Raw genomic sequence first — 22983 nt, forward strand, 5'->3', positions numbered from 1 at the left:
CGTTATATGACCGAAAATGTTATGGGCATAACGAAAATGCCCCGTAGGCCGGCATTACACCTCCTCCAGCAGATCGTCGACAAAGCGCCGCATGCGTTCGGTGCGCTGTTCGGCCATCTGCCGCCCGGCGGCGGTCTGGAAGCCGTCTTGCAGCTTGAACAGTTTGGTTTCGAAGTGGTCGAGGCAGAAACGCTTGTCGTCGTATTGACGATGTTCGGCCCGCGGGTCGGCGGCGTCATACAGCGCGCTGCGCATGCGGCCGCCGATATAGAAGCAGCGCGCCACGCCGATAAGGCCGATAGCGTCGAGGCGATCGGCATCCTGCAGGATCTTCGCCTCCAGCGTTTGCGGCGGGATGCCGGCGGAAAAACTGTGCGCTTCAATGGCGTGAGCCACCGCCGCGATGTCCGCCGGCGCCCATTCCAGCCGGGCCAGCGTCAGCGTGGCTTGCTCTGCCGCCATGCGCGAGGCCAGATGGCGCTGCGGCGAATTCTTTTCCACCGCGACGGCGTCGTGCAGCAGCACCGCCGCGCAGAGAATGCGCCGGTCGCCGCCTTCCAGCTTGCTGATCCGACGGCAGTTCTTCCAGACCCGGTGCAGGTGCGCGACGTCATGCGAACCGTCGTCCGACTCGAGGGTGAGCGGCAGCAACGTTTGTGCCAGCGCCAGGTAGGGGGAAAACGGTTGTAACAGCTCTTGCGTCAGCGAGGGTAAAGACACGTTCAGCTCCTGTTGGGGGAAATCGGTCAATCAGCATAGCCGTGCCGGATGCCGGGAGGATGACAGTAAAACGGCTATTGTTTACTAAAGTGCAACCCACTATTGTCATAACTGCGGTTTTTGCAGCGAAACAAGCAACCTAGAATAGCCGAATTCCGCCGTCTCCGCCTGGTGAGAGCCTGTGTCCGCGGGGATGGCCGGAATATCCTCATCAGCCATGGGAGAAGAGACATGCCAACCCCTCTTGAAATAGTGCGCGCAACCTATGAAGGCAGCTCCGAAGAAAACGGCCGCAATCTGCTGGCGGCGCTGGCCCCCGATGCCGAGTGGACCGAAGCCGCCGGTTTCCCTTACGCCGGTACCTATATCGGCCCGGAGAACATCATCAAGAACGTGCATCAGCGCCTGGGCAGCGAATGGCAAGGTTACCGCGCCGACGTCGATCACTTTTACGACGCCGGCGACAACGTGATCGCTCAGGGTTTTTATCACGGCACCTACCGGGCCACCGGCAAATCCTTCAGCGCCTCTTTTGCGCATATTTATACGCTGCGCGCCGGCAAAATCGTGAAGTTCGTGCAGATCGTCGACAGTGCTAAAGTGTTGGAGGCGATGCAGCCTTAATCGCCGCTGCGCTTGCCGAATTTGCGGTCAAACTCGCGCCGGTAACCCCGGGCCTTGTTGCGATCGCGGATCCACAAATAGCCGCACACCAGCGCAACCGCTCCCGAGAAGGTGACGTTGCGCATATCCCGGTCATACCAAAACACCAACAGCGCATCCAGCGCCGCAATCAGCGCGATCCATTTGTACATATGGGATTGGCGCCGCGTGGCGGCGTTGAGTCGTTTTAACTGTCTGGCTTCGTCCAACACCGGTTTTTGCTGCATAGCGTTTCGTTATCGTCAGGCTGTTCACGCTAAATTAGCAGAATTTCCCTCACCGTCGCAAAGATTAACGCGCGGCGTCATGCGGTTTTCACCGCCCCTGGCGCGGCGCAGAAAATTTATGCGTGGGCGCTTGAATTGTTCATCGGGCGTGATAGGTTATTTATTCGTTATTTTTGGGTTTTTATTCATAATTCGCCGTGTCATCAAGCTGCAGCACTGGGCGGTTAACGTGATGGGTTCGACGCATGCGGCGGTTAACTTCGGCAGGAGGATGTGATGAACGATAAAACGGCACGCCCGCAGGATGTGGTTCAACAACAGCTTGACGCCTATAACGCCCGCGACATCGAGGCCTTTATGGCCTGCTGGGCGGACGACGCCCAGTATTACGAGCATCCAGACACGCTGCTGGCCAGCGGCAAGGCGGCGATCCGTGAACGGCATCTGGTGCGTTTCCAGGAGCCGAGTCTGTATGGCGAACGGATAAAACGCATGGCGGTAGGCAATATGGTGGTCGATCAGGAAGTGGTGACGCGCAATTTCCCGCAGGGGCGCGGCAAAATGGATGTCATCGCCATCTATGAAGTGGAACAGGGGCGGATCGCCAAAGCCTGGTTCAAGATCGGCCCCTGCGTGCCGGATGAGGGCGCGCTCTAGCCGCGCATTACTGCAACGCCATCACCGCCTCTATTTCCACAGACACCGCGGGTGAGAACAACGCGCTGACCGCCATCAGTGAACAGGCCGGCAGCGCGCCATCGAAATAGTCAAACAGCACCGGGCGCACGCCCGCCAGATCGGCGATGTCGGTCAGGAACACGCTGATTTTAATCAATGCCTTGAGGTTGACGCCTTCGCTGGCGGCAATGGTGGCCAGCTGTTCGAGGATCTCCTGCGTTTGCTCCGGCGCGCTCAATCCCTGAGCGTCGGTGGCGTAGGCCGTCAATCCGGAAACGTATAAGCGATCGCCGTGGCGCACCGCATGCACATAGGGGCCGCCCGGCGTCGGCAACTGCGGATAATTCGTGCGTTTTAATGATGTCATGGTCAAACCCCGCGCAAGACCGGTTAATAAAATCGACAAACTTGGTTAGGATACTGAAGAAACGGCGGCCAGGCGCCGCGCACCGATGATATTTGAGAGTATCATCCCTCTTTATTTTATACGTCGTCTTCACCCGAATGTGACAGTGCGGCGCAGCTCGGCCACAAGGACGCATGAGACGATGAACCCGATTTTTACTCCCTACCTGCAACGCTGGCAACTGGAACAGGATGGCAAAGCCTTCGAAACCCACAGCAGTCTGCTGATGCCGGTGCGTTACCGGGGCGAGGCCGCCATGCTGAAGATCGCCCGCGAGCAGGAGGAGCGCTTCGGTGGCCGGCTAATGTGCTGGTGGCGCGGGGAAGGCGCCGCGCTGGTGCTGGCGTGGCACGACGACGGCATTCTGCTGGAGCGCGCGCAGGGCGAAGGTTCGTTGGCGCAGCTGGTGCGTGATGGCGACGATGAGCAGGCCACGCAGATCCTGTGCCGGGCGATCGCCGCCTTGCATGCGCCGCGAGAGGCACCACTGCCCGAATTGATCCCGCTGCAGGAGTGGTTCAGCTCGCTGTGGCCGGCGGCGCAGGCGCACGGCGGCATGCTGCGCCTCAGCGCCACAACGGCGGCGGAATTGCTGAGCAGCCCGCGAGAAGAAAGCGTGCTGCACGGCGATATCCACCATGACAATGTGCTCGACTTTGGCGAACGCGGCTGGCTGGCGATCGACCCCAAGCGTTTGTACGGTGAACGGGGCTTCGATTACGCCAATATCTTCTGCAATCCCAACTACGGTATCGCCACCGATCCGGCCATTTTCCAGCGCCGCGTGGAACAGGTGTGCCGATTGGCCGGGTTGGATCGCCGGCGCTTGCTGCAATGGATCCTGGCCTGGTCGGGGCTCTCCGCCGCCTGGTTCATGGAAGACGGGCAGGCGGCTGACATTGACTTTCGCGTGGCCGAACTGGCGGCGCGCGCGTTGGATATCCCGTTGCCGGACGGCGATTCAGGGTTCATCCTGCCAGTAATCGAGCGAGGTTGAAGGGCGCTGCAGGTAGCGCACCTGCTCGCCGTCTGCGCTGCGCGCCATCGCCTGGTATTTGCCGGAATCCGGGTACATCACCAGCTCCGGCTGTTCGCGCGTGCTGACGGACAGGTACTTCAGCGGCGCATCGGAAGTGTTGATGATCTGGTGCGGGTATTCCGGGCCCGGCGGAATGAAGATGACATCCCCGCTGACGATCGGCAGCATTTCTCCTGCCACCCGCAGCGTACCGCTGCCTTCCAGAATGATGAACATTTCCTCCTGAGCGTAGTGAAAATGGTAGGGGCAGGAACGCATGCCCGGCGCCACACAATCGAAAGAGGCGCCCAGCTTGTCGGCGGCGGTGCCGGTGCCGAGACGGGCGCCGACGCTGTCATACAACGGCGGCCGCCGGTCATGTTTCATCTCTACCTGTTCGACATTGCGTATCAGGCGCTGAGCCAACAGCGCAGCTTTCTCAGTCATAAGCTTCCTTGGTGACGGCGTCACTTATTAGGTGAATTGACAGTCAGACGACAGAGAAAGTGAAGGCGCCACGGCGTCGCTTGTCAATGTAGACCGCCCGTTACGCCTCGGAGGTTCGCCGCGGCAGCGACAGCAGCAGATGGGCGATGGCGCCGCCGACAATGCCCCAGAAGGCCGAACCGATGCCCAGTAATGTGACGCCGGAGGCGGTGATGAGGAAGGCGATCAGCGCCGCGTCGCGCTGTTTCTCATCATGCAGCGCGCGCTGCAGGCTGCCGCCGATGGTGCCGAGCAGCGCCAGCCCGGCGATGGTGTGGATCAAGGCGACCGGCAACGCGCTGAACAGCAAGCCGATGGCGCCGCCGAACAACCCGGCCAATAAATAGAAGCCGCCGGCGGCCACCGCGCCCATATAGCGCCGCTGCGGATCGGGATGCACGTCCGGCCCCATGCAAATGGCGGCGGTAATGGCGGCGATGCACACCGAGAAACCGCCGAATGGCGCCAGCAGCAGCGCGGTCAGCGCCGTCCAGGCGATCAGCGGTGAGGTGGGGACACGGTAACCCGCCGCCTGCAGCGTAGCGATCCCGGGAGCGTTCTGTGAAGCCATGGTCACCACGAAGAAGGGCACGCCGATGCCGAGCAGCGTCGGCCAGCTGAAATGCGGCGCGATAAATTCCGGCACGGCGAACGCCGGCGTCTGTTGCGTCAGCTGGATATCGCCCTGCAGCGCGGCGATCGCCAGCCCAATCGCCAGCGTCAATACGATGGCGTAGCGCGGCAGGTAACGGCGGCTGAGCAGATAGGTCAGCCCCATACCGGCGCTGAGGAGGAAATTGAGCTGCAGCGAAGCGAAGGCGTCCAGCCCGAAACGCAGCAGGATCCCCGCCAGCATCGCGGCGGAAATCGCCTGCGGAATATAATCCATCAGGCGAGCGAACAGCCCGGTGACGCCGCAGAGCAGGATCAGACCGGAAGCGAAGATAAACACCCCGATCGCCTCGTTGATCGGCGTGCCGGGCAGGCTGGTGACCAGCAGCGCCGCGCCGGGCGTCGACCAGGCGGTGAGGATCGGGGTGCGATAGTAAAGCGACAGCCCGAGGGAAGTGACGCCCATTGCGATCCCAAGTGTGCTCAGCCAGCCGCCGATCTGCGCCGGCGTAGCGCCCGCGGCGGCGGCGGCCTGGAAAATGATGGCGGCAGAGCTGGTGTAACCGACCAGAACGGCGACAAAGCCGGCCATGACGGCGGGCAGGGTCAGATGACGCAGGGTGACGGCAGGGCGCATGAGCAGCTCCAATCGGTGGTTGTGCGTTATAACGCACGGCGAGAAATCAGCATAGCATCGTGCGCTATAGCGCACAAGCGGGTATAATCGGGCTCGACACGCAGAGGAGAACTGGATGCAGGAACTTGCCGGCCATTTGGCGCACACCCTTCGCACGCTGCGCGCACAGCGCGGCTGGAGCCTGACGCAGGCGGCGGAATACACCGGCGTCAGCAAGGCGATGCTCGGGCAGATCGAACGCGGCGAGTCCAGCCCGACGGTGGCGACGCTGTGGAAGATCGCCACCGGTTTCAACGTGGCGTTTTCCGCCTTTCTTGAGGCCTCACCCGCGCAGCAGCAGGCGACGTTGCACCGCTATGGCGATCTGCCGGTGTACGATCAGGACAACGCCGACATGCGCGTGGTGCCGCTGTTTCCCTACGATCGCCAGCTGGGTTTCGATATGTTCGTCATCGATCTCGCGCCGGGTGCGCTCAGCGAATCGTCGCCGCATGAGCCGGGCGTGATCGAGCATGTGATCGTGATCAGCGGCCGGTTGGAATTGGCGATAGACGGCGCGTGGCACAGCTTGGCGGCCGGCGAGGCGATGCGCTTTCAGGCCGATCGGCCGCATGCCTACCGCAACGCCGGTTCACAAACGGTGCGTATCCACGATCTGATCCACTATCCTCAATCCTGACTCAACGCGGCGGCCGTGGGCTTTGACTCCGCGCCGCCAAACGCCTACCTTGTTGAAAATGACTCTTATTTCACAGGCTGTCGCCCATGACGGGGCGGCGTTGCAGCCGACTCAAAAGGAGCTTGATTTTGCCGGTCACCAATCGACGTCAGTTCATTAAACTCAGTGCGCAAACCGCAGGAGCCGTATTCGCGATGACTTCATTACCCAACAGTATCCGCCTGGCGATGGCGGCGGAGGGCGGCGCGGCCGCCGGCGATGAATTCCTGTGGCTGGAAGAGCTGCAGGGTAAAAAAGCGCTGCAATGGGTGCAGCAGGAAAATCAGCGCACCGTGACACGTTTCGGTCAGGGCGAAGACTTTCAGCGCATTGAGCGCGAAGTCCTGGATATCCTCAATAAAGACACCCAGATCCCGTGGGTGAGCAAACGCGGCGAGTACTATTACAACTTCTGGCAGGATCAGGCCAACCCGCGTGGCCTGCTGCGGCGCACCACGCTGGACGAGTACCGCAAGGCCAAACCGGCCTGGGAGACGGTGCTGGATATCGATGCGTTGGGCAAAGCGGAGGGCAAGGATTGGGTTTATCAGGGCTCGCAACCGCTGGCGCCGGAATACCGTTATTGCCTGATGCAGCTGTCGCCGGACGGCGGTGACGCCACCGAAATCCGCGAATTCGATCTGGTTGCCAAACGTTTCGTCAAAGACGGTTTCAACGTGCCGGTGGCGAAAAGCCGGGTTTCCTGGGTCGATCGGGACACGCTGTTCATCGCCACCGACTTCGGCCCCGGCTCGATGACCCAGTCCGGCTATGCGCGCATCGCCAAACGCTGGCGGCGCGGCACGCCGCTGAGCGCCGCCGAAACGCTGTACGAAGCGCAGCCCGAGGACATGGCGGTCTTCGCCTATCACGATCGCACGCCGGGCTTTGAGCGCGATTTCGTCGGCCGCAGCCTGGACTTCTATCGCCGTGACTATTTCTTGCTGGCTCAGGATGGTCGGCAGAAAAAAATCGACATCCCGGCCGACGCCGAGCTGGACACGCATCGGGAATGGCTGCTGATCAAACCGAGCAGCGACTGGGAAGTGGGCGGCAAGCGTTATCCGTCCGGCGCGCTGCTGGCGGCCAACTTCGATGACTATCTGGCGGGCAAGCGCGAGCTGCAGCTGCTGTTTACCCCGACGGCGGAGCAGGCGCTGAGCGGCTACAGCGGCACCCGCGATCACCTGATCCTCAGCATCATGGATAACGTGGTCAACCGGCTGGAGGTGCTGACGCCGCAGGGCGGCAGCTGGCAGCGTCGTCCGCTGGGTAATCCAGGCGCCATCAGCACCCTTTCCGCCGGCGGCATCGACGAAGAGAGCAACGCCTATTTCCTGACCGTCAGCGGGTTCCTGCAGCCGACCTCGCTGTATATGGGCAATCTCGACGGCGGTGAGGCGACGTTGTTGAAACAGGCGCCGCAGGACTTTGACGCCGCCGGCTATCAGGCCAGCCAGCATTTCGCGCGCTCCAAGGACGGCACCCGCGTGCCGTATTTCCAGATCGCCGCCAAAGATCTCAAGCTGGACGGCAGCACGCCGACGCTGCTGTATGGCTACGGCGGGTTTGAAGTGCCGCTGTTGCCGGGCTATCTCGGCGGCAAGGCGCCGGCCTGGCTGGAGCGCGGCGGGGTGTACGTGGTGGCCAACATCCGCGGCGGCGGCGAATACGGCCCGGCCTGGCATCAGGCGGCGCTCAAGCAGAACCGCCATCGCGCCTATGAGGATTTCGCCGCCGTGGCCGAAGATCTCATCGCACGCAAGGTGACCTCGGCGCCGCATCTCGGCGCACGCGGCGGCAGCAACGGCGGCCTGCTGGTGGGCAATATGCTGACGCTGTATCCGCAGCTGTTCGGCTGCATCGTCTGCGAAGTGCCGCTGCTGGACATGCAGCGCTATACCCAGCTTTCCGCCGGCGCGTCGTGGATCGCCGAATACGGCGATCCGAGCAAGCCGGAGGAGTGGGCCTACATCAAGACCTTCTCGCCATACCACAACATTCAGGCGCAGACGGCCTACCCGCCGGTGCTGTTCTATACCGCGACCAGCGACGATCGGGTCAACCCGGCCCACGCCCGCAAAATGGCGGCGCGCATGCAGGCGATGGGGTATCAGCAGGCCTATTTCTATGAAAATACCGAAGGCGGGCACAGCGCCGCCGCCGACAAGCAGCAGGCGGCGTTCCACAGCGCACTGGTAAGCGAATTCATGTGGGCCAACCTGAGCGGCAAACCCAAGTCAGCGTAAGCCTTTTTCTTGCGGCATAAAAAAACACCGGGGCGTTAACCCCGGTGTTTTTATTTACGCTCAATCCGCCGGCGGTCAGCTAGCCGCAGTGGCTTCCTGCGCTTTCTGATTGGCGTCTTCGGTGGTGTCCAGCGTCATGCGGTACAGCTTCGGCGCGGTCAGCATCATCAGGATAGCGATGACGGCGGTGACGATGCCGATCTGCATAAACACATGGCTGTAGATGGCCAGCGAAGCGTGCGCGTCGTTGATGTCGCTTGGCACGGCGGTCAGACCGGCAACCTTACCGGCGATCAGCGCGGCGGCGGCGGTAGTCAGGAACCAGGAGCCCATGATGAAGCCCATCAGACGCTGTGGCACCAGCTGTGCCACCATCGCCAGACCCAGGCCGGAAATCATCAGCTCGCCGATGCTCTGCAGCGCGTAGCTCAGGATCAGCCAGTTGACCGACACGATGCCCTGTTCGTTGGCGAAGCTGGCACCCCATGGCAGCACCAGGAAGGCGCAGGAGCAGAGGATCATGCCGAAAGCGAACTTGTGCGGCATCGGCAGGCGATCGCCCATTTTGTTATACAGCGCGGCCAGAACCGGGCTGGCGAGCATGATCCAGAACGGGTTCAGCGCCTGATACTGCTCCGGCTCGAAGGCGACGCCGAAGATGCTGTGTTCCACGTTATGGATGGCGAAGAAGTTCAGCGAGGTTGGCATCTGGCTGTACAGCACGAAGAACACCACCGCTTCCAGCATCAGCAGGAAGGCGACGATCATCTTGCGGCGTGCGGCGCCGTGCAGGGCGAAGGTTTCCTTGGCGAACACCAGAACGATACCAGCGGAAACGAGGGCCAACGCCCAGCGCGCGATCACCTGGTTGTGCAGCAGCCAGCTGGACACGGCGATCAACGCCACGATGCCGACCAGCACCATCAGCAGCTTCGGCAGATGCAGCGGCTTGAAGTCAGGTCTGGAGCCGTTTTCCTTCACCCACTTGTGGCACATCATAAAGTTGACCAGGGTGATCAGCATGCCGACCACGCTCAGGGAGAACGCCACGCTCCAGCCGTATTTCGCCGCCAGCCACGGGGTGGCCAGCATGGAGAAGAAGGAACCGATGTTCACCGACATGTAGTACATGGTGAAAGCGCCGTCGATGCGCGGGTCATCTTTCTCATAGCAGGTGGACAGCAGGGAGGACGGGTTAGCCTTGAACAGGCCGCTGCCCACGGCGATGGTCGCCATGCCCATGTAAACCCAGAAGATGTCGTGGCCGGAGTAGGCCACCATGGCGTAACCGGCGGCCAGCACCAGTGCGCCGAGCACGATCACGCGTTTGGCGCCCAGCACCTTGTCGCCCAGCCAGCCGCCGATGGCGACGAAGCCGTATACCAGGGCGCTGAAAGAAGAGAACAGGGTGATGGAATCGGCTTCGCTCATGCCGAGCATCTTGACCAGATAAACCGCCATGATGCCCTGCAGGCCGTAATAGCCGAAACGCTCCCACAGTTCGATCGAGAAGATCAGGTAGAACGCTTTCGGCTGTTTGAACGCGTTAAGGCTAACGCTCTCCGGGTGTTGGTTGTTTGCTGTTGACACTGGTACCTCTGTTTTTTCGCAGCCCGTCTTTGGAGGACGGGAAAGTACAAAAGTTGATGCGGAACGGCATCCTTTTGCGTTGTTATAGGATGGGGACGGCGGTTAATGTTCACTATCTTTGTCAACGTGGCAAGCAGTTTGTCATATTCGGTTACATTTAACGCTCGCAGGATTATGCTGCGATGTTGCAAATGTTATGCAGTATTAACTTTCGGGTTTTAATGGTTTGCCGATTTTTTGTTTTGATTAAAAGCTATACGGATTTTAAACAGGGATATATTCTGCTGAATTGCTATTTTTTAGCGCATCAGTGTATGTGTGGTTGTTAATCCATTGGAATGTTGTGCATATGCGGCATTTTGTAAAATTATAGAAATTTAGGAAAACGGGGCTGGCATTTGTGAACGCCTTGTGATCCTGAAAGCGTGACGTTCACCGCAATTTTTGACTAATTTTTCGCTTGAAAATAACGCGGCACTGAGTTTTTCACTGAAAACCGTGATAACGCCGGGGTTACTGCTGCGCGATATCACATTTCCGATAAAAAAGAGGCGCTGGCGGGGGGAAGTGGCGGCGACGGGGGCGGTTTGCCGCACCCGTCAGATTCAGGATTCTGGATAAACTTTCTCTTTATACTCGCACAGGTCTTCGATGATGCAGGAGCCGCAGCGCGGTTTGCGCGCGATGCAGGTGTAGCGCCCGTGCAGGATCAGCCAGTGGTGGCAATCGACCTTGAATTCGGCGGGCACCACCTTCAACAGCTTCTCTTCCACCTGATCGACGTTCTTGCCCGGCGCGAAGTGGGTGCGGTTGCACACCCGGAAGATGTGGGTGTCCACGGCGATGGTCGCCCAGCCGAAGGCGGTATTGAGCACCACGTTGGCGGTCTTGCGGCCGACGCCCGGCAGCGCTTCCAGCGCGGCGCGATCTTCCGGCACTTCGCCGCCGTGCAGCTCCAGCAGCATACGGCAGGTTTTGATCACGTTTTCGGCCTTGCTGTTGAACAGGCCGATAGTCTTGATGTACTCCTTGACGCCATCAACCCCCAGCGCCAGCATGGCGGCGGGGGTGTTGGCGACCGGGTAAAGTCTGGCGGTCGCCTTGTTGACGCTCACGTCGGTGGCCTGCGCAGACAGCAGCACGGCAATCAGCAGTTCAAACGGCGTGGTGTACACCAGCTCGGTGGTCGGGTGCGGATTGTTGTCGCGCAGCCGGGTCAGAATTTCCAGTCGCTTCTGCTTGTTCATCAGGCCTTCTCAGCACGTCCTTGTTCCAGCAGCGGTTCCGCCGCCACGGCGCGGGCTTTGCGCGCCTTCATTTTTTCGTCGATCAGATATTTGACCGCCAGCAGCAGCCCCAGGCCGATAAAGGCGCCCGGCGGCAGCATCGCCAGCAGGAATGGGCTGTCGAAATGCACCACTTCGATGCGCAGCGACTTGGCCCAGCCGCCCAGCAGTTGGTCGGCGCCGTCGAACAGCGTACCGTTGCCCAGCAGTTCGCGCATCGAGCCCAGCGTCACCATCACGCCGGTGGCGCCAAGGCCGATGGCCATGCCGTCCAGCGCCGAGAGGCCGACCGGCTTCTTGGCGGCCACCGCTTCGGCGCGGCCGACCACGATGCAGTTGGTCACGATCAATGGAATAAAGATGCCGAGCGACTGATACAGGCCGAAGGCATAGGCGTTGATCAGCATCTGCACGATGCTCACCACCGCGGCGATGATCATCACGTAGATCGGAATACGCACTTCGCTCGGCACCCACCGGCGCACCGCGGAGATGGAGGCGTTGGTCAGCGTCAGCACCAGCGTGGTGGCCAACCCCAGGCCCAGCGCGTTGGTGACGGTGGAGGTCACCGCCAGCAACGGACACATGCCCAGCAACTGCACCAGGGCGGAGTTGTTTTTCCACAACCCCTGAACGATCAATTCTTTGGCTTCACTCATTCGGCGGCTCCACACGCAGGTAAGCTTTCAAGTTTAGGCGGCAGCGTTTCCATATACAACGCCGTGCGGCGCACCGCATTGACCACCGCCCGCGGGGTGATGGTCGCGCCGGTGAATTGGTCGAACATGCCGCCGTCTTTCTTCACCGCCCAGCGCTTATCGTCCGGGCCTTCGATTTTCTTGCCGCTGAAGAAGGAAATCCAGTCGGAAATGCGCAGTTCAATTTTGTCACCCAGCCCAGGCGTTTCGTGGTGTTCAATCACCCGGGTGCCGAGCACCGTGCCGTTGAAATCGGCGCCGACCAGCAGCTTGATGGCGCCGGAGTAGCCGTCCGGCGCGGTGGTTTCCAGCGCGGCAGCCGTCGGCTGCCCGTTTTTGCGCGCCAGGTACAAGCGGTGCGGCGCGCCGTCGCCCAGCGCCGGATCGCTGACCAGCAGGCATTCGTTCTGCATGATGTTGTCGTAGTTTTCCGGCGGCACCACCTGATCGAGCAGCGCTTTTTGCTGCAGCGCCGCCTGATGGGCAATGGTGGTTTTCGTCAGGGCGTAAACCACGGCGGTCAGGCCGGTGGTGACCGCCGCAAACACCGCCAGCGTGGTGCCGTGCTTTCTCATGGAATTCAGCATGGCGGCTCCTTAGCGATGGCCGTACACGCGCGGCTGCGTGTAGTGGTCGATTAACGGAACGGTGATGTTGGCGAGCAGCACGGCGAAGGCCACACCATCAGGGTAGCCGCCATAGACGCGGATCAGCCAGACCAGCACGCCGATCAGCGCGCCGTAGATTAAGCGGCCCTTCGGCGTGGTGGAGGCGCTGACCGGATCGGTGGCGATAAAGAACGCACCCAGCATGCTGGCGCCGGAGAACAGATGGATCAGCGGCGAAGCCTGATGCGCCGGATCGAGCCACCAGGCCAGACCGGAGCAGAAGGCGATGGCGGCCAACATGCTGAAAGGGATTTGCCAATGGATCAGGCGGCGCGCCAGCATAAACAGGCCGCCGGCCAGGAAACCGAGGTTGACCCACTGCCAGCCGATACCGGCCAGCGCGCCGCCGAACAGCGGCTGCTGCAACACCTGTTCCACGCTGTGGCCGCTGCGCAGGCCGGTTTTGAAACCGTCGAGCGGCGTGGCCTGGCTGATGCCGTCCACGCCCATCTGCAGTTCGTGCAGCGTCGCGCCCTGTGCGGTATGGCCGCTGAAAATCGCCAGCAGCGTGTCGTGGAGCGACAGCGCGGTGGCGCGCAGTTCATCCGGCGGCAGCCAGCTGGTCATCTGCACCGGGAAGGAGATCAGCAGCACTACGTAACCGACCATCGCCGGGTTGAACGGGTTCTGCCCGAGGCCGCCATACAGCTGTTTGGCGATAACGATGGCGAAGAAGGTGCCGATAACGATCATCCACCACGGCGCCAGCGGCGGCAGGCTGATGCCGAGCAGCAGCGCGGTCAGCAGGGCGGAGTTATCCGCCAGCCGGCTGCGCACCGGCAGCTTGCGCAGCCTGAGGATCGCGCCTTCTGCAGCCAGCGCGACGATCGCCGCCAGCGCCACCTGAATCAGCACGCCGTAGCCGAAAAACCAAATCTGCGCCGCAATGCCGGGAATGCACGCCAACATGACCCACAGCATAATGCGGCTGGTGCTTTGCTGGTTGTGGGTGAAAGGCGAGCTGGCGATGTGTAAGCCTTTGGCGGCTGTGGGTGATACCGGCCTGAACTTCATAGAGTAACGATACCTTCTGCGCCGCGCCTGCGGCAGTTTCGATGCGCCATACTGCGGGCGCGGCAAAAATGATAGCCGAGCATTCTACCTGATTCGATGCGAGGGTAATACGCCTTAATGATAGGGGTATTCGGCTTTCCGCACATCTGGCGATCGGGGTGGCGCGATTTGATTTTTTTTTGGCCGGGAAATGGGCTAACGTGAGGAATTGTCAGTGGAACTTGTGCCGCCATCGACCGCGGGAAATGGGGTAAACGTCTGAATGAGATATCATTTCTCTCCAGATTTCCGCACAAAATAACAACTTTCACATAATCCGTGTAGGTTACTATCGCGAACATTATTGAGTCAGTGAACCCATAATAATGACAAATGAAGACATTTTTTTTATTGAAGAGCTAATTGAGTGGGTGGAGATACATCTGGAGAAACGGCCAAACCTGGATGAAGTCGCGCGTATTTCGGGCTATTCCAAGTGGCACCTGCAGCGTAAATTCAAGCGTATTACCGGCATTCAACTCGCCACCTATATCCGTTCGCGCATCCTGACGCGCGCCGCGGTGGCGTTGCGCATTACTCGTCGCTCCATCATCGACATCTCCGATGAGCTGGGCTTCGACTCTCAACAGACCTTTACCCGCATGTTCAAGCAGCGCTTCGGCACCACCCCCAATCGCTACCGCTCGATGGAGCACTGGGACGTGAAAAACCTGATGCCGCGCTTTAACTTCGAAGCCAGCTACGGCGCCGGTTATTACCCGGAAGTGAAGCGGCTGACGCTGCCCGACATGCAGCTGGTCGGCTTCACGCGCCGGCTGGATTTCGCCTCCGAACAGGAGCTGGAGTACTCTTCCTGCATGGCGATGAAGGACGAGATTTTCAACGACTTCTTCAAGGGGCTGCACGTCGACTGTCGGCGGATTTACAGCATCTATTCCCCTCATGCCGGGGAGGGCGACGAGCTCTCATCCACGCTGGTGATGGCGGTTGATCCTGAACACAGAAAGGATATTCTTTCCAACCATCAGATAGACACCTTCCATTTGCCGAGCCGCGAGTTTATCTCTATCAACCATAAGGGGTCGGCGAAAGAGTGTTTGCAGTTTTTCGGTTACCTAATGTCGCATGTGATGCCGGGGTTGAAGGATAAAGTGCGCGGCAGTATGGAAATGGAGATCATTCAAACCAAAGAGTGGAATCCTGAATCCAAACTGCGTCAGATTGAAGTGGATTACACCTACCTGATTTCTATCGATTAAATGGCACCTGGCGTCAGCCAGGCGCCGCTATCATTATTTGTCTTCCGTTTCCGCCGCCAGCGATTCTCTGGCGGCTTTTTTGGCCTTGGCGCGGGCGATAGCCGCCGCGACCGCCGCCTTGCGCGGATCTTCTTCGGCTGCAGCCGGCGCCGGTTCCGTCGGTGCAGGGGCATCCGCCTGCTGCGCCGCTTTCTTGGCTTTTACGCGCGCCAGTGCCGCCGCGACCGCCGCCTTGCGCGGATCTTCTTCGGCGGCAGCCGGCGTCGTTTCCGCCGGCGCAGGGGCATCCGCCTGCTGCGCCGCTTTCTTGGCTTTTACGCGCGCCAGTGCCGCCGCGACTGCCGCCTTGCGCGGATCTTCTTCGGCTGCAGCCAGCGTCGTTTCCGCCGGCGCAGGGGCATCCGCCTGCTGCTCTGCCTTTTTGGCCTTCACGCGCGCCAGGGCGGCCGCAACGGCCGCTTTACGCGGATCGTCCTCTGTTGCCGCCGGGGCGGAGCTGTCTGCTGCCGGCGCCTCTTTGCGCGCTTTCACGCGGGCCAGCGCCGCGGCCACGGCGGCTTTACGCGCGTCGTCGCCAGCGGTCGCCGGTGGCGCTTCCGTTTCCACCTCGGCAGCCAGCTGGGCACGACGTTCGCGCGCCTGCGCTTTACGTGCTTCGCGGGCAGCGATCATCTCGCTGTTATCCGGCTGCTGGCCGTTGACCGGCGTAACCGCCGCTTCGGCATTCTTGCTGCGCACGCGCGCCAGCGCGGCCTGCACTGCGCCCTGATCGTCGTCGGTCAGTTTGACGGCGGCCTTTTTATGTCGCTCTTCACGCGCCAGTTTTTCACGCTCCAGACGCGCCAGCTTGGCCTCGTAACGCGCCTTGGCCTCGGCGGTGCGCGCCGCTTCCAGATCGATAGCCTTGATTTCGGCCTTTTCCTGCCGGTAGTACTGTACCAGCGGGATATTGCTGGGGCAGACGAACGCGCAGGCACCGCATTCGATGCAGTCGAACAGGTTATGGTTGCGCGCCTTGTCGTGCTCCTGCCCGCGGCTGAACCAGTACAGCTGTTGCGGCAGCAGCCCGGCAGGGCAAGCGTCTACGCACAGGCCGCAGCGGATGCAGGACTGCTCCGGTTCCTGCGGCGTCATTTCATCCACCGTCGGTGCCAGAATGCAGTTGCTGATCTTGACGATCGGCACGTTCAGCGCGGGCAGGGTGAAGCCCATCAGCGGGCCGCCCATGACCACCATCTGCTGCGCCTGCGGACGGAAACCGACGAAGTCGAGCAGGTGCTGCACCGGCGTGCCGATGCGAGCCCACAGATTGCCGGGGCGCTCGATCGCCTCGCCGGTCAGGGTCACTACGCGCTCAATCAGCGGTTCGCCGTCGACGATCGCTCGCTTGATGGCGAAGGCGGTGCCGACGTTTTGCATCAATACGCCGATAGCGGAGGAGTGCTTACCGTGCGGCACTTCCTTGCCGGTCAAAATTTTGGTCAGCTGCTTGGCGCCGCCGGACGGGTATTTGGTCGGGATGACGCGCAGCGCAATGCCGGGCTGGCCGCGCAACGCCTGTTTCAGCGCCGCGATTGCCTCCGGTTTATTGTCTTCGATGCCGATCAACGTGAGCTTGGGTTGCAGAATGTGTTGCAGGATCTGCGTGCCTTCAATGATCTGAGCGGCATGTTCCTGCATCAGACGGTCGTCGGCGGTAATGTAAGGCTCACACTCGGCGGCGTTGAGGATCAGCGTTTCCACGCCGCTCATGCCGCCTTGCAGTTTGCTGGCGGTCGGGAAACCTGCGCCGCCCAGGCCGGCGATACCGGCCTGATGAATACGTTGAATCAGTTCCGCGGCGGGCGATTGGCGATAGTCCGCCACCGGATCGCGCTCGCACCAGCGGTCTTCCCCATCTGCCTCAATAATCACGCACAGCTCCGTCAGCCCGGACGGGTGCGCGGTGATGTGCGGCGTAATGGCGCTGACGGTGCCCGAGGTCGGGGCGTGCACCGGCACGGTGCGGCCGCGGCCGACGGTCAGCGGCTGGCCTTTCAACACCCGATCGCCGGCGCTGACGCACAGCTCGCCTTCCGGCCCCAGATGCTGTTGCAGCGGAATGATAAAGGTCTTGGGCAGGGGCGCGACACGCAGCGGCGCACCGCTGGACTGCGTTTTCATTTCCGGTGGATGGATCCCGCCGTCGAAATCCCAGATCCGGTCTTTTTTAAAGGCGGCGAACAGATTAAGCATGTTGCTCCACGTGGATCACTTGCACCGGGATCGTCTTCATGTCCCACTTCCAGTTGGCGGTGGTGGTAGCGACCGGTCTCATTTCAATACAGTCGGTAGGGCAAGGGGCGACGCACAGATCGCAGCCAGTACAGAGGTCGGTGATGACGGTGTGCATGGCGCGGGTGGCGCCGACGATGGCGTCCACCGGGCAGGCCTGAATGCACTTGGTGCAGCCGATGCAGTTGGCCTCGTCGATATAGGCCACTTTACGCTCCGGCTCGGCGGCGGCTTCGCTGCCCAGCGGCTGCGGCTCGACGTTGAGCAGCTCCGCCAGTTTCAGCATCACCTGTTCGCCGCCTGGCGCGCATTTGTTGATCATCTCGCCGTTGGCCACCGCCTCGGCATAGGGGCGACAGCCGGGGTAGCCGCACTGGCCGCACTGGCTCTGCGGCAGGATCGCATCGACCTGCTCGGCGACCGGATCCTCTTCCACCTCAAAACGGCGCGCGGCGTAGCCCAGCACCAGTCCGAACAGCAGCCCGAGCGCGCTCAAAGCCGCGATAGCTATCCACAACGCAGTCATTAGAATTTCACCAGCCCGGTAAAGCCCATAAAGGCCAGCGACATCAGCCCGGCGGTGATCAGCGCGATCGAGGAGCCGCGGAACGGCGCCGGCACGTCGGCCACCGCCAGACGTTCGCGAATGGCGGCGAACAGCACCATCACCAGCGAGAAACCGGCGGCGGCGCTAAAGCCGTAAACGGCGGACTGCAGGAAGTTGTAGCCGAGGTTGACGTTAAGCAGCGCCACGCCCAGCACCGCACAGTTGGTGGTGATCAGCGGCAGGAAGATGCCCAGCAGGCGGTAGAGCGCCGGGCTGGTTTTGCGCACTACCATCTCGGTGAACTGCACGACGACGGCGATCACCAGAATGAAGGAGAGCGTGCGCAGGTACACCAGATCCAGCGGAACCAGAATAAAGGTGTTGATCACCCAGGCGCTGACGGAGGCCAGCGTCATGACGAAGGTGGTGGCCATTCCCATGCCGATGGCGCTTTCCAGCTTCTTGGAAACGCCGAGGAACGGGCACAGGCCAAGAAACTTCACCAGAACGAAGTTGTTCACCAGTACGGTGCCGACAAACAGGAGCAGGTATTCGGTCATTGCGATGCCTAAAAAAATAAAAGCCGCCTATTATCGGGAATCGGCGGCCGGACGACAACATATGAATCGCAGGGGTATTGCCTTTTTTGGTGAAAATTTACACAAAATACCCGATAAAACGTGCTGCAACCGCCTTTAACGTTCGGTAAAGGTGCCTTTGACCCGCTGCGAGCGCTTGATATAAGGCACCAGCAGCGCCGCCATCAGTAGCGGCCAGCCGAGGCTGCGCACCGCCACTTCGTCCGGCACCGGCGCGAAGGCGAAGGCTTTCACCGCCAGGATCACCGTGATCAGCAGCCACAGCAGGAACAGTTTAGGGAAGCGCTGCGACCGCTGGCAGAACAGAAACACCAGCCACAGGGTAAAGCCCCACATCAAGAGCGTGGTCAGCACCGAAAAGTACCATTGCAGGGTAAACGCCTGGGCGTTGGTCAACAGATAGTCGCGCGACTCGGGCATGAAGATCGCCATGGCGTACAGGAGCAGCATCAGGCTGGCGCTGAGCAGGGTAACGATCAGATAGGCCAGCGGGGCCAGCAACCAACCGCCGATACGAGAGTATTCAGCTTGAGACATAAAACGGCTTCCTGATTGAATCGGGGATCACAGGCGGCATAGCTTAGCGGGTAATATAGGCTTCGTCATCTCTATCAAGCGGATAGCTCGGCATTGCGGCGCCGGGCCGCACGTTTGGCTACTCCGGCCTTGCTTCGAATTAACATCTCATTTACTTCTTGTTCCATCCGGCCGCATGGTGTCAAATCGAAAGGGTCTGTCGTGAGCCTGCAAGAGGAAATCCCATGGCTGAAAAAATTCGTGTCGGGCTGGTCGGTTACGGCTACGCCGGTAAAACCTTTCATGCGCCGCTAATCGCCGGTACGCCGGGGCTGGAACTGGCCGCCGTTTCCAGCAGCGATGCCGGCAAAGTGCACGCCGACTGGCCGTCGATGACGGTCGTGGGGGATGCGCAAGCGCTGTTCGCCGATCCGGCCCTCGATCTGATCGTCATTCCTACCCCCAACGATACCCATTTCCCGCTGGCGCAACAGGCGCTGGCCGCCGGCAAGCACGTGGTGGTGGATAAACCGTTTACCGTGACGCTGTCACAAGCACAGGCGCTGCAACAGCAGGCGCAGCAGAGCGGTTTACTGCTGTCGGTGTTCCACAACCGTCGCTGGGACAGCGATTTCCTGACCCTCAAAGCGCTGCTGAACGACGGTTCGTTGGGCGAGGTGGTGTATTTCGAGTCGCATTTCGATCGCTACCGGCCACAGGTGCGCCAGCGCTGGCGCGAACAGGGCGGCGCCGGCAGCGGCATCTGGTTCGATTTGGGGCCGCATCTGCTCGATCAGGCGCTGCAACTCTTCGGCAAACCCGAGCGGCTGTTCGTCGATCTGGGTGAGCTGCGGCCGGGGGCACAGGCGGTGGACTATTTTCACGCGCTGCTGAGCTATGGCGATCGCCGCGTGGTGCTGCACGCCAGCATGCTGGCGGCGGCGGAGAGCCCGCGCTACGTCGTGCACGGCACCCGCGGCAGCTATGTCAAATACGGCCTCGATCCGCAGGAGGACCGGCTGAAGGCCGGCGAGCGCTTGCCGCAGGCCGATTGGGGCTATGACATGCGCGACGGCGTGGTGACGCTGTCACGTGACGATCTGCTGGCGGAACAACCGCTGCTCAACATTCCCGGCAATTATCCGGCTTATTACGCGGCGGTGCGCGACGCGATCACCGGCATAGGCGAAAACCCGGTGCCGGCCGCCGACGCCATCGCGGTGATGGCATTGATTGAACTGGGGCTGGAATCGGCCCGGCTGCAGCAGGCGCTGCCGGTGGTTTGATACCGCCCATTTCTCTGTGCCCGGCGCAACGTCGGGCCTTTTTACGACTTTACGTGCAAGGAAATTCGTTTCATGTCCTGGTTGCAGCGTTTGCGCATTGATAAATTTTTGCTGGTTCTGATTTTGGTGGTGATCGTCGCCTCGCTGTTCCCCTGCGAAGGCATCTGGAAAACCTTCTTTGAACACCTGACCACCGCCGCCATCGCGCTGCTGTTCTTTATGCACGGCGCCAAGCTGTCGCGCGAGGCGATCGTCGCCGGCATGAGCCACTGGAAGCTGCATCTGCTGGTGTTCCTCAGCACCTTTGCGCTGTTCCCGCTGCTCGGGCTGGCGATGAACCTGCTGGTGCCGGGCATCATGACGCCGACGGTCTATCTCGGCTTCCTCTATCTGTGCGCGCTGCCGGCCACGGTGCAGTCGGCCATCGCTTTTACCTCGGCGGCGGGCGGCAACGTGGCGGCGGCGATCTGTAGCGCCTCGGCGTCCAGCATTCTTGGCGTGTTCCTGTCGCCGCTGCTGGTGGGGGCGTTGATGCATACCCAGGGCGGCAATACCGACGTGCTGCACGCCATCGGTTCGATCATTCTGCAACTGATGGTGCCGTTCGTGATCGGCCACCTGGCGCGGCCGCTGATCGGCAAGTGGATCGACCGCCATCGCAAACTGATTAACCTGACCGACCGTTCGTCGATCCTGCTGGTGGTGTATACCGCGTTCAGTGCGGCGGTGGTGGAAGGGATTTGGCACCGTATCGACGGCTGGTCGCTGCTGACCATCCTGGTGATGTCGCTGGTGCTGCTGACGGTGGTGCTGGTGATCAACACCTACGCGGCGCGCTGGCTGGGCTTCAACACCGCCGATGAAATCACCATTGTGTTCTGCGGTTCGAAAAAGAGCCTGGCGAACGGCATCCCGATGGCCAACGTGCTGTTCCCGGCCGCGGCGGTGGGCGCCATGGTGCTGCCGCTGATGATTTTCCACCAGGTGCAACTGATGGTGTGCGCGGTGCTGGCGCAGCGCTATGCGCGTAAAACCGCCAAACAGCGGGCCGAGGCGGAGGCGCTGGCGGCCAAATAGGCCGCAGGCCGCTAGCGGTGGCTCAGCGCGTCGAGCAGAAAGTCGGCGCGCTCATCGGGTGAGGCGCGCGGCAGCTCTTGCAGCCGATAGCCATAACGGCGATAGATGGCCACCATCGCCCGATAGGTTTGCTCGGCTTCGGCGAAAGACTGTTTTCTCTCGCTGTCCTGCGCATAAATCGCTCGCCACGGCGGGGCGATGAACACCGTATCGGCATAGCGAAAGGCGTCGATCGCCGCCGTTAAGGGGGCGGGGATCGATAATCCGCACAGCGTCAGGTAACCGGCGATATCCGGCAGGCCGCGATCGAAGAACCAGCATGTTGCGCCCGTCGCTTCGCGCCATGAACGCAGTTCCCAATCGAGCATCCGCTCGGCGAAAGCCTGGCGATCGCCCCACGGCAGCGCATTGCCGCCAATACTCACCTGATCCTGAATAATCGCCCGGCCCGCCTCCTGCGAATGCGGGTAACCGCGGCGATGAAGAACGTCGATGAGCGTGCTTTTGCCCGAACCCGGGCCGCCGGTCAGCACGATACGGCGTAGTTTGTCAGACATACGGATCTCCTCTCTTGCAACAGAGTGATGGGGTGAAAACAGCGATAAAGACGAGCAGGCGGAAGAAAACGGGGGATGAGAAGAAGGCGCCGTTTGGCGCCTGGGGAGATTAGCCCTGAACTTTGGCGCGCAGCGCCTGTTTTTCCTGCTCGCTGAGGAAGGCCAGCTTCAGGCCGTTTTCCTGCGCGGTGCGGATTTCTGCCGGCGTCAGCCCGGCCTGCGGCGCGGCGACGCGGTATTCATGCTCGATCTCGATGCCCTGAACCGCCGGATCGTCGGTGTTGATCGACGCCAGCACGCCATGGCGCAGGAAGGTGGCCAGCGGATGCTGCGCCAGTGACGGCACGGTGCTGGTCTGGATGTTGGAGGTCAGGCAGGATTCGATGCCGATGCCGTGTTCCGCCAGGAAGTCCATCAGCGCCGGATCTTCAACCGCTTTTACCCCGTGGCCGATACGTTCGGCACCCAGCTCGCGGATCGCCTGCCAGATGCTTTCCGGGCCGGCGGCTTCGCCCGCGTGCACGGTGATGCGCAGGCCGGCGTCGCGCGCGCGGTTGAAGTGGTTGAGGAACAGGCTGCCGGGGAAGCCCAGCTCATCGCCCGCCAAATCCAATGCGGTAATGCCGTCGCGGTGCGCCAGCAATCCTTCCAGCTCCTGCAAACAGGCGGCCTCGCCAAAGGTGCGGCTCATGATGCCGATCAGGCGAATGTCGATGTCGCGATCGCGGCAGCCCGAGCGGATCCCGTCGATCACCGCTTCCACCACGCCGGCGACAGGCAGCTGATGCTTCATCGCCATGTAGTAAGGGGAAAAACGCAGCTCGGCGTAGTGCAGGCCGGCGTTGGCGGCGTCCTCGACGTTTTCGTAGGCCACCCGGCGGCAGGCGTCCAGATCGCCCAGCACCGCTACGCCCCAGTCCAGTTTCTGCAGGAAGCTGACCAGATCCGGTTCGGCGTGGGTGATCTGCACGTGCGGGCGCAGGCTCTCCAAATCGTTGGCCGGCAGGGTGAGGTTGAACTGGCGACCGAGGTCGAGAATGGTCTGCGCGCGGATGTTGCCGTCGAGATGGCGGTGAATGTCGGTAAGCGGTAGGCGGGGATCGATCATGCTGGGCACTCGCTAATTTATCGTAGGTAAAGTGCAGAACAGTATAAAAACAAATGAATGAAACTTGCCATCTCGTTGCATAAAAAAGTG

Annotated in this window: 24 protein-coding genes; 8 read left to right on the forward strand and 16 right to left on the reverse strand. The window is 61.3% G+C overall.

The features are described 5' to 3' along the window. Positions 1-54: 54 nt before the first annotated feature. Positions 55-750 (reverse strand): HD domain-containing protein, encoded by a 696-nt coding sequence (locus ACJ8QF_RS07005; RefSeq protein ID WP_442537384.1) that lies wholly within the window; start codon positions 748-750, stop codon positions 55-57. A gap of 201 nt (positions 751-951) precedes the next feature. Here ACJ8QF_RS07005 and ACJ8QF_RS07010 point away from each other — a divergent pair, with 201 nt between their 5' ends. After that, entirely contained in the window at positions 952-1344 is a 393-nt protein-coding gene (locus ACJ8QF_RS07010) for a nuclear transport factor 2 family protein (RefSeq protein WP_004938379.1), read from the forward strand. On the opposite strand, the gene ACJ8QF_RS07015 is transcribed toward ACJ8QF_RS07010, so the two are convergent. Further along, the gene (locus tag ACJ8QF_RS07015) at positions 1341-1610 is read right to left on the reverse strand and encodes a hypothetical protein (RefSeq protein ID WP_004938382.1); all 270 of its coding nucleotides are present in this window, start codon (positions 1608-1610) and stop codon (positions 1341-1343) included. The genes ACJ8QF_RS07010 and ACJ8QF_RS07015 overlap by 4 nt on opposite strands. 276 nt (positions 1611-1886) lie before the next feature. On the opposite strand from ACJ8QF_RS07015, the gene ACJ8QF_RS07020 reads away from it, so the two are divergent. Continuing rightward, entirely contained in the window at positions 1887-2267 is a 381-nt protein-coding gene (locus tag ACJ8QF_RS07020) for a nuclear transport factor 2 family protein (RefSeq protein ID WP_015377744.1), read from the forward strand. Positions 2268-2274: 7 nt separating this feature from the next. Here the strand turns inward: ACJ8QF_RS07020 and ACJ8QF_RS07025 are convergent, their stop codons facing one another. Beyond that, positions 2275-2655, reverse strand: coding sequence for a RidA family protein (locus ACJ8QF_RS07025; RefSeq protein WP_154870483.1), 381 nt, complete (start codon positions 2653-2655; stop codon positions 2275-2277). Positions 2656-2845: 190 nt separating this feature from the next. On the opposite strand from ACJ8QF_RS07025, the gene ACJ8QF_RS07030 reads away from it, so the two are divergent. Then, positions 2846-3691: an aminoglycoside phosphotransferase family protein gene (locus ACJ8QF_RS07030; protein ID WP_370456260.1), complete on the forward strand. Its 846-nt coding sequence runs from the start codon at positions 2846-2848 to the stop codon at positions 3689-3691. Here the strand turns inward: ACJ8QF_RS07030 and ACJ8QF_RS07035 are convergent. Next, positions 3656-4159, reverse strand: a complete 504-nt coding sequence (locus ACJ8QF_RS07035) for a cupin domain-containing protein (protein ID WP_004938395.1) — start codon at positions 4157-4159, stop codon at positions 3656-3658. The two genes, ACJ8QF_RS07030 and ACJ8QF_RS07035, sit on opposite strands and share 36 nt — an antisense overlap. A gap of 100 nt (positions 4160-4259) precedes the next feature. Next, positions 4260-5447, reverse strand: coding sequence for a benzoate/H(+) symporter BenE family transporter (locus ACJ8QF_RS07040; RefSeq protein ID WP_004938398.1), 1188 nt, complete (start codon positions 5445-5447; stop codon positions 4260-4262). 115 nt (positions 5448-5562) lie between these two features. On the opposite strand from ACJ8QF_RS07040, the gene ACJ8QF_RS07045 reads away from it, so the two are divergent. Together ACJ8QF_RS07045 and ACJ8QF_RS07050 are read left to right on the forward strand one after the other, a co-directional pair. Next, positions 5563-6126: a helix-turn-helix domain-containing protein gene (locus ACJ8QF_RS07045; RefSeq protein WP_015377747.1), complete on the forward strand. Its 564-nt coding sequence runs from the start codon at positions 5563-5565 to the stop codon at positions 6124-6126. 194 nt (positions 6127-6320) lie between these two features. Further along, complete coding sequence (locus tag ACJ8QF_RS07050) at positions 6321-8414, forward strand: prolyl oligopeptidase family serine peptidase (protein ID WP_280630585.1); 2094 nt, start codon at positions 6321-6323, stop codon at positions 8412-8414. Between the two features lie 75 nt (positions 8415-8489). On the opposite strand, the gene dtpA is transcribed toward ACJ8QF_RS07050, so the two are convergent. From dtpA to rsxD, 5 genes are all read right to left on the reverse strand, one after another. Next, entirely contained in the window at positions 8490-10004 is a 1515-nt protein-coding gene (dtpA, locus tag ACJ8QF_RS07055) for a dipeptide/tripeptide permease DtpA (protein WP_442537385.1), read from the reverse strand. 605 nt (positions 10005-10609) lie between these two features. Then, positions 10610-11251: an endonuclease III gene (gene nth / locus ACJ8QF_RS07060; RefSeq protein ID WP_004938407.1), complete on the reverse strand. Its 642-nt coding sequence runs from the start codon at positions 11249-11251 to the stop codon at positions 10610-10612. After that, a complete protein-coding gene (locus ACJ8QF_RS07065) occupies positions 11251-11949 on the reverse strand; it encodes an electron transport complex subunit E (RefSeq protein ID WP_004938409.1) in 699 nt (232 codons plus the stop codon). Before ACJ8QF_RS07065 ends, nth begins: the two co-directional genes overlap by 1 nt. Continuing rightward, a complete protein-coding gene (gene rsxG, locus ACJ8QF_RS07070) occupies positions 11946-12575 on the reverse strand; it encodes an electron transport complex subunit RsxG (RefSeq protein ID WP_004938412.1) in 630 nt (209 codons plus the stop codon). The genes ACJ8QF_RS07065 and rsxG overlap by 4 nt, the downstream gene beginning before the upstream one ends. A gap of 9 nt (positions 12576-12584) precedes the next feature. Next, entirely contained in the window at positions 12585-13670 is a 1086-nt protein-coding gene (gene rsxD, locus ACJ8QF_RS07075) for an electron transport complex subunit RsxD (RefSeq protein WP_261125386.1), read from the reverse strand. A 365-nt stretch (positions 13671-14035) separates the two neighbouring features. Here rsxD and ACJ8QF_RS07080 point away from each other — a divergent pair, with 365 nt between their 5' ends. Continuing rightward, positions 14036-14929: a helix-turn-helix domain-containing protein gene (locus tag ACJ8QF_RS07080; RefSeq protein WP_004938420.1), complete on the forward strand. Its 894-nt coding sequence runs from the start codon at positions 14036-14038 to the stop codon at positions 14927-14929. 33 nt (positions 14930-14962) lie between these two features. On the opposite strand, the gene rsxC is transcribed toward ACJ8QF_RS07080, so the two are convergent. The 4 genes from rsxC to ACJ8QF_RS07100 all read right to left on the reverse strand — a co-directional run bounded on the left by rsxC (position 14963) and on the right by ACJ8QF_RS07100 (position 18886). After that, the gene (rsxC, locus tag ACJ8QF_RS07085) at positions 14963-17164 is read right to left on the reverse strand and encodes an electron transport complex subunit RsxC (protein ID WP_131164257.1); all 2202 of its coding nucleotides are present in this window, start codon (positions 17162-17164) and stop codon (positions 14963-14965) included. Beyond that, positions 17157-17729, reverse strand: coding sequence for an electron transport complex subunit RsxB (gene rsxB, locus ACJ8QF_RS07090; RefSeq protein WP_004938428.1), 573 nt, complete (start codon positions 17727-17729; stop codon positions 17157-17159). The genes rsxC and rsxB overlap by 8 nt, the downstream gene beginning before the upstream one ends. Further along, positions 17729-18310, reverse strand: coding sequence for an electron transport complex subunit RsxA (gene rsxA, locus ACJ8QF_RS07095; protein WP_004938443.1), 582 nt, complete (start codon positions 18308-18310; stop codon positions 17729-17731). Before rsxA ends, rsxB begins: the two co-directional genes overlap by 1 nt. Before the next feature lie 135 nt (positions 18311-18445). Beyond that, positions 18446-18886, reverse strand: a complete 441-nt coding sequence (locus ACJ8QF_RS07100; protein WP_004938446.1) for a DUF2569 domain-containing protein — start codon at positions 18884-18886, stop codon at positions 18446-18448. Positions 18887-19110: 224 nt separating this feature from the next. Between ACJ8QF_RS07100 and ACJ8QF_RS07105 the strand changes: the two genes are divergently transcribed. Continuing rightward, positions 19111-20151 carry an oxidoreductase gene (locus ACJ8QF_RS07105; protein ID WP_004938449.1) on the forward strand — a complete coding sequence of 347 codons (1041 nt, stop codon included), beginning with the start codon at positions 19111-19113 and terminating at the stop codon, positions 20149-20151. Positions 20152-20223: 72 nt separating this feature from the next. After that, a complete protein-coding gene (locus tag ACJ8QF_RS07110; RefSeq protein WP_004938453.1) occupies positions 20224-21228 on the forward strand; it encodes a bile acid:sodium symporter family protein in 1005 nt (334 codons plus the stop codon). An 11-nt stretch (positions 21229-21239) separates the two neighbouring features. Here the strand turns inward: ACJ8QF_RS07110 and ACJ8QF_RS07115 are convergent, their stop codons facing one another. Both ACJ8QF_RS07115 and add read right to left on the reverse strand, forming a co-directional pair. Further along, entirely contained in the window at positions 21240-21785 is a 546-nt protein-coding gene (locus tag ACJ8QF_RS07115; protein WP_004938455.1) for an AAA family ATPase, read from the reverse strand. 109 nt (positions 21786-21894) lie between these two features. After that, entirely contained in the window at positions 21895-22893 is a 999-nt protein-coding gene (gene add / locus ACJ8QF_RS07120) for an adenosine deaminase (protein ID WP_004938457.1), read from the reverse strand. Between the last annotated feature and the right edge of the window lie 90 nt (positions 22894-22983).

It is taken from the genome of Serratia sp. CY81684, from assembly GCF_052166595.1.
Classification (GTDB): Bacteria; Pseudomonadota; Gammaproteobacteria; order Enterobacterales; family Enterobacteriaceae; genus Serratia; species Serratia nematodiphila.

Coding starts and splice junctions, on each gene's coding strand:
- ACJ8QF_RS07080 (WP_004938420.1), top strand. CDS start 14,036: ATGACAAATGAAGACATTTTTTTTATTGAAGAGCTAATTGAGTGGGTG.
- ACJ8QF_RS07025 (WP_154870483.1), bottom strand. CDS start 2,655: ATGACATCATTAAAACGCACGAATTATCCGCAGTTGCCGACGCCGGGC.
- rsxA (WP_004938443.1), bottom strand. CDS start 18,310: ATGACCGAATACCTGCTCCTGTTTGTCGGCACCGTACTGGTGAACAAC.
- ACJ8QF_RS07115 (WP_004938455.1), bottom strand. CDS start 21,785: ATGTCTGACAAACTACGCCGTATCGTGCTGACCGGCGGCCCGGGTTCG.
- ACJ8QF_RS07035 (WP_004938395.1), bottom strand. CDS start 4,159: ATGACTGAGAAAGCTGCGCTGTTGGCTCAGCGCCTGATACGCAATGTC.
- rsxC (WP_131164257.1), bottom strand. CDS start 17,164: ATGCTTAATCTGTTCGCCGCCTTTAAAAAAGACCGGATCTGGGATTTC.
- ACJ8QF_RS07105 (WP_004938449.1), top strand. CDS start 19,111: ATGGCTGAAAAAATTCGTGTCGGGCTGGTCGGTTACGGCTACGCCGGT.
- add (WP_004938457.1), bottom strand. CDS start 22,893: ATGATCGATCCCCGCCTACCGCTTACCGACATTCACCGCCATCTCGAC.
- ACJ8QF_RS07100 (WP_004938446.1), bottom strand. CDS start 18,886: ATGTCTCAAGCTGAATACTCTCGTATCGGCGGTTGGTTGCTGGCCCCG.
- nth (WP_004938407.1), bottom strand. CDS start 11,251: ATGAACAAGCAGAAGCGACTGGAAATTCTGACCCGGCTGCGCGACAAC.
- ACJ8QF_RS07015 (WP_004938382.1), bottom strand. CDS start 1,610: ATGCAGCAAAAACCGGTGTTGGACGAAGCCAGACAGTTAAAACGACTC.
- ACJ8QF_RS07050 (WP_280630585.1), top strand. CDS start 6,321: ATGACTTCATTACCCAACAGTATCCGCCTGGCGATGGCGGCGGAGGGC.
- ACJ8QF_RS07020 (WP_015377744.1), top strand. CDS start 1,887: ATGAACGATAAAACGGCACGCCCGCAGGATGTGGTTCAACAACAGCTT.
- rsxD (WP_261125386.1), bottom strand. CDS start 13,670: ATGAAGTTCAGGCCGGTATCACCCACAGCCGCCAAAGGCTTACACATC.
- rsxB (WP_004938428.1), bottom strand. CDS start 17,729: ATGACTGCGTTGTGGATAGCTATCGCGGCTTTGAGCGCGCTCGGGCTG.
- rsxG (WP_004938412.1), bottom strand. CDS start 12,575: ATGCTGAATTCCATGAGAAAGCACGGCACCACGCTGGCGGTGTTTGCG.
- ACJ8QF_RS07065 (WP_004938409.1), bottom strand. CDS start 11,949: ATGAGTGAAGCCAAAGAATTGATCGTTCAGGGGTTGTGGAAAAACAAC.
- ACJ8QF_RS07045 (WP_015377747.1), top strand. CDS start 5,563: ATGCAGGAACTTGCCGGCCATTTGGCGCACACCCTTCGCACGCTGCGC.
- ACJ8QF_RS07110 (WP_004938453.1), top strand. CDS start 20,224: ATGTCCTGGTTGCAGCGTTTGCGCATTGATAAATTTTTGCTGGTTCTG.
- ACJ8QF_RS07010 (WP_004938379.1), top strand. CDS start 952: ATGCCAACCCCTCTTGAAATAGTGCGCGCAACCTATGAAGGCAGCTCC.
- ACJ8QF_RS07040 (WP_004938398.1), bottom strand. CDS start 5,447: ATGCGCCCTGCCGTCACCCTGCGTCATCTGACCCTGCCCGCCGTCATG.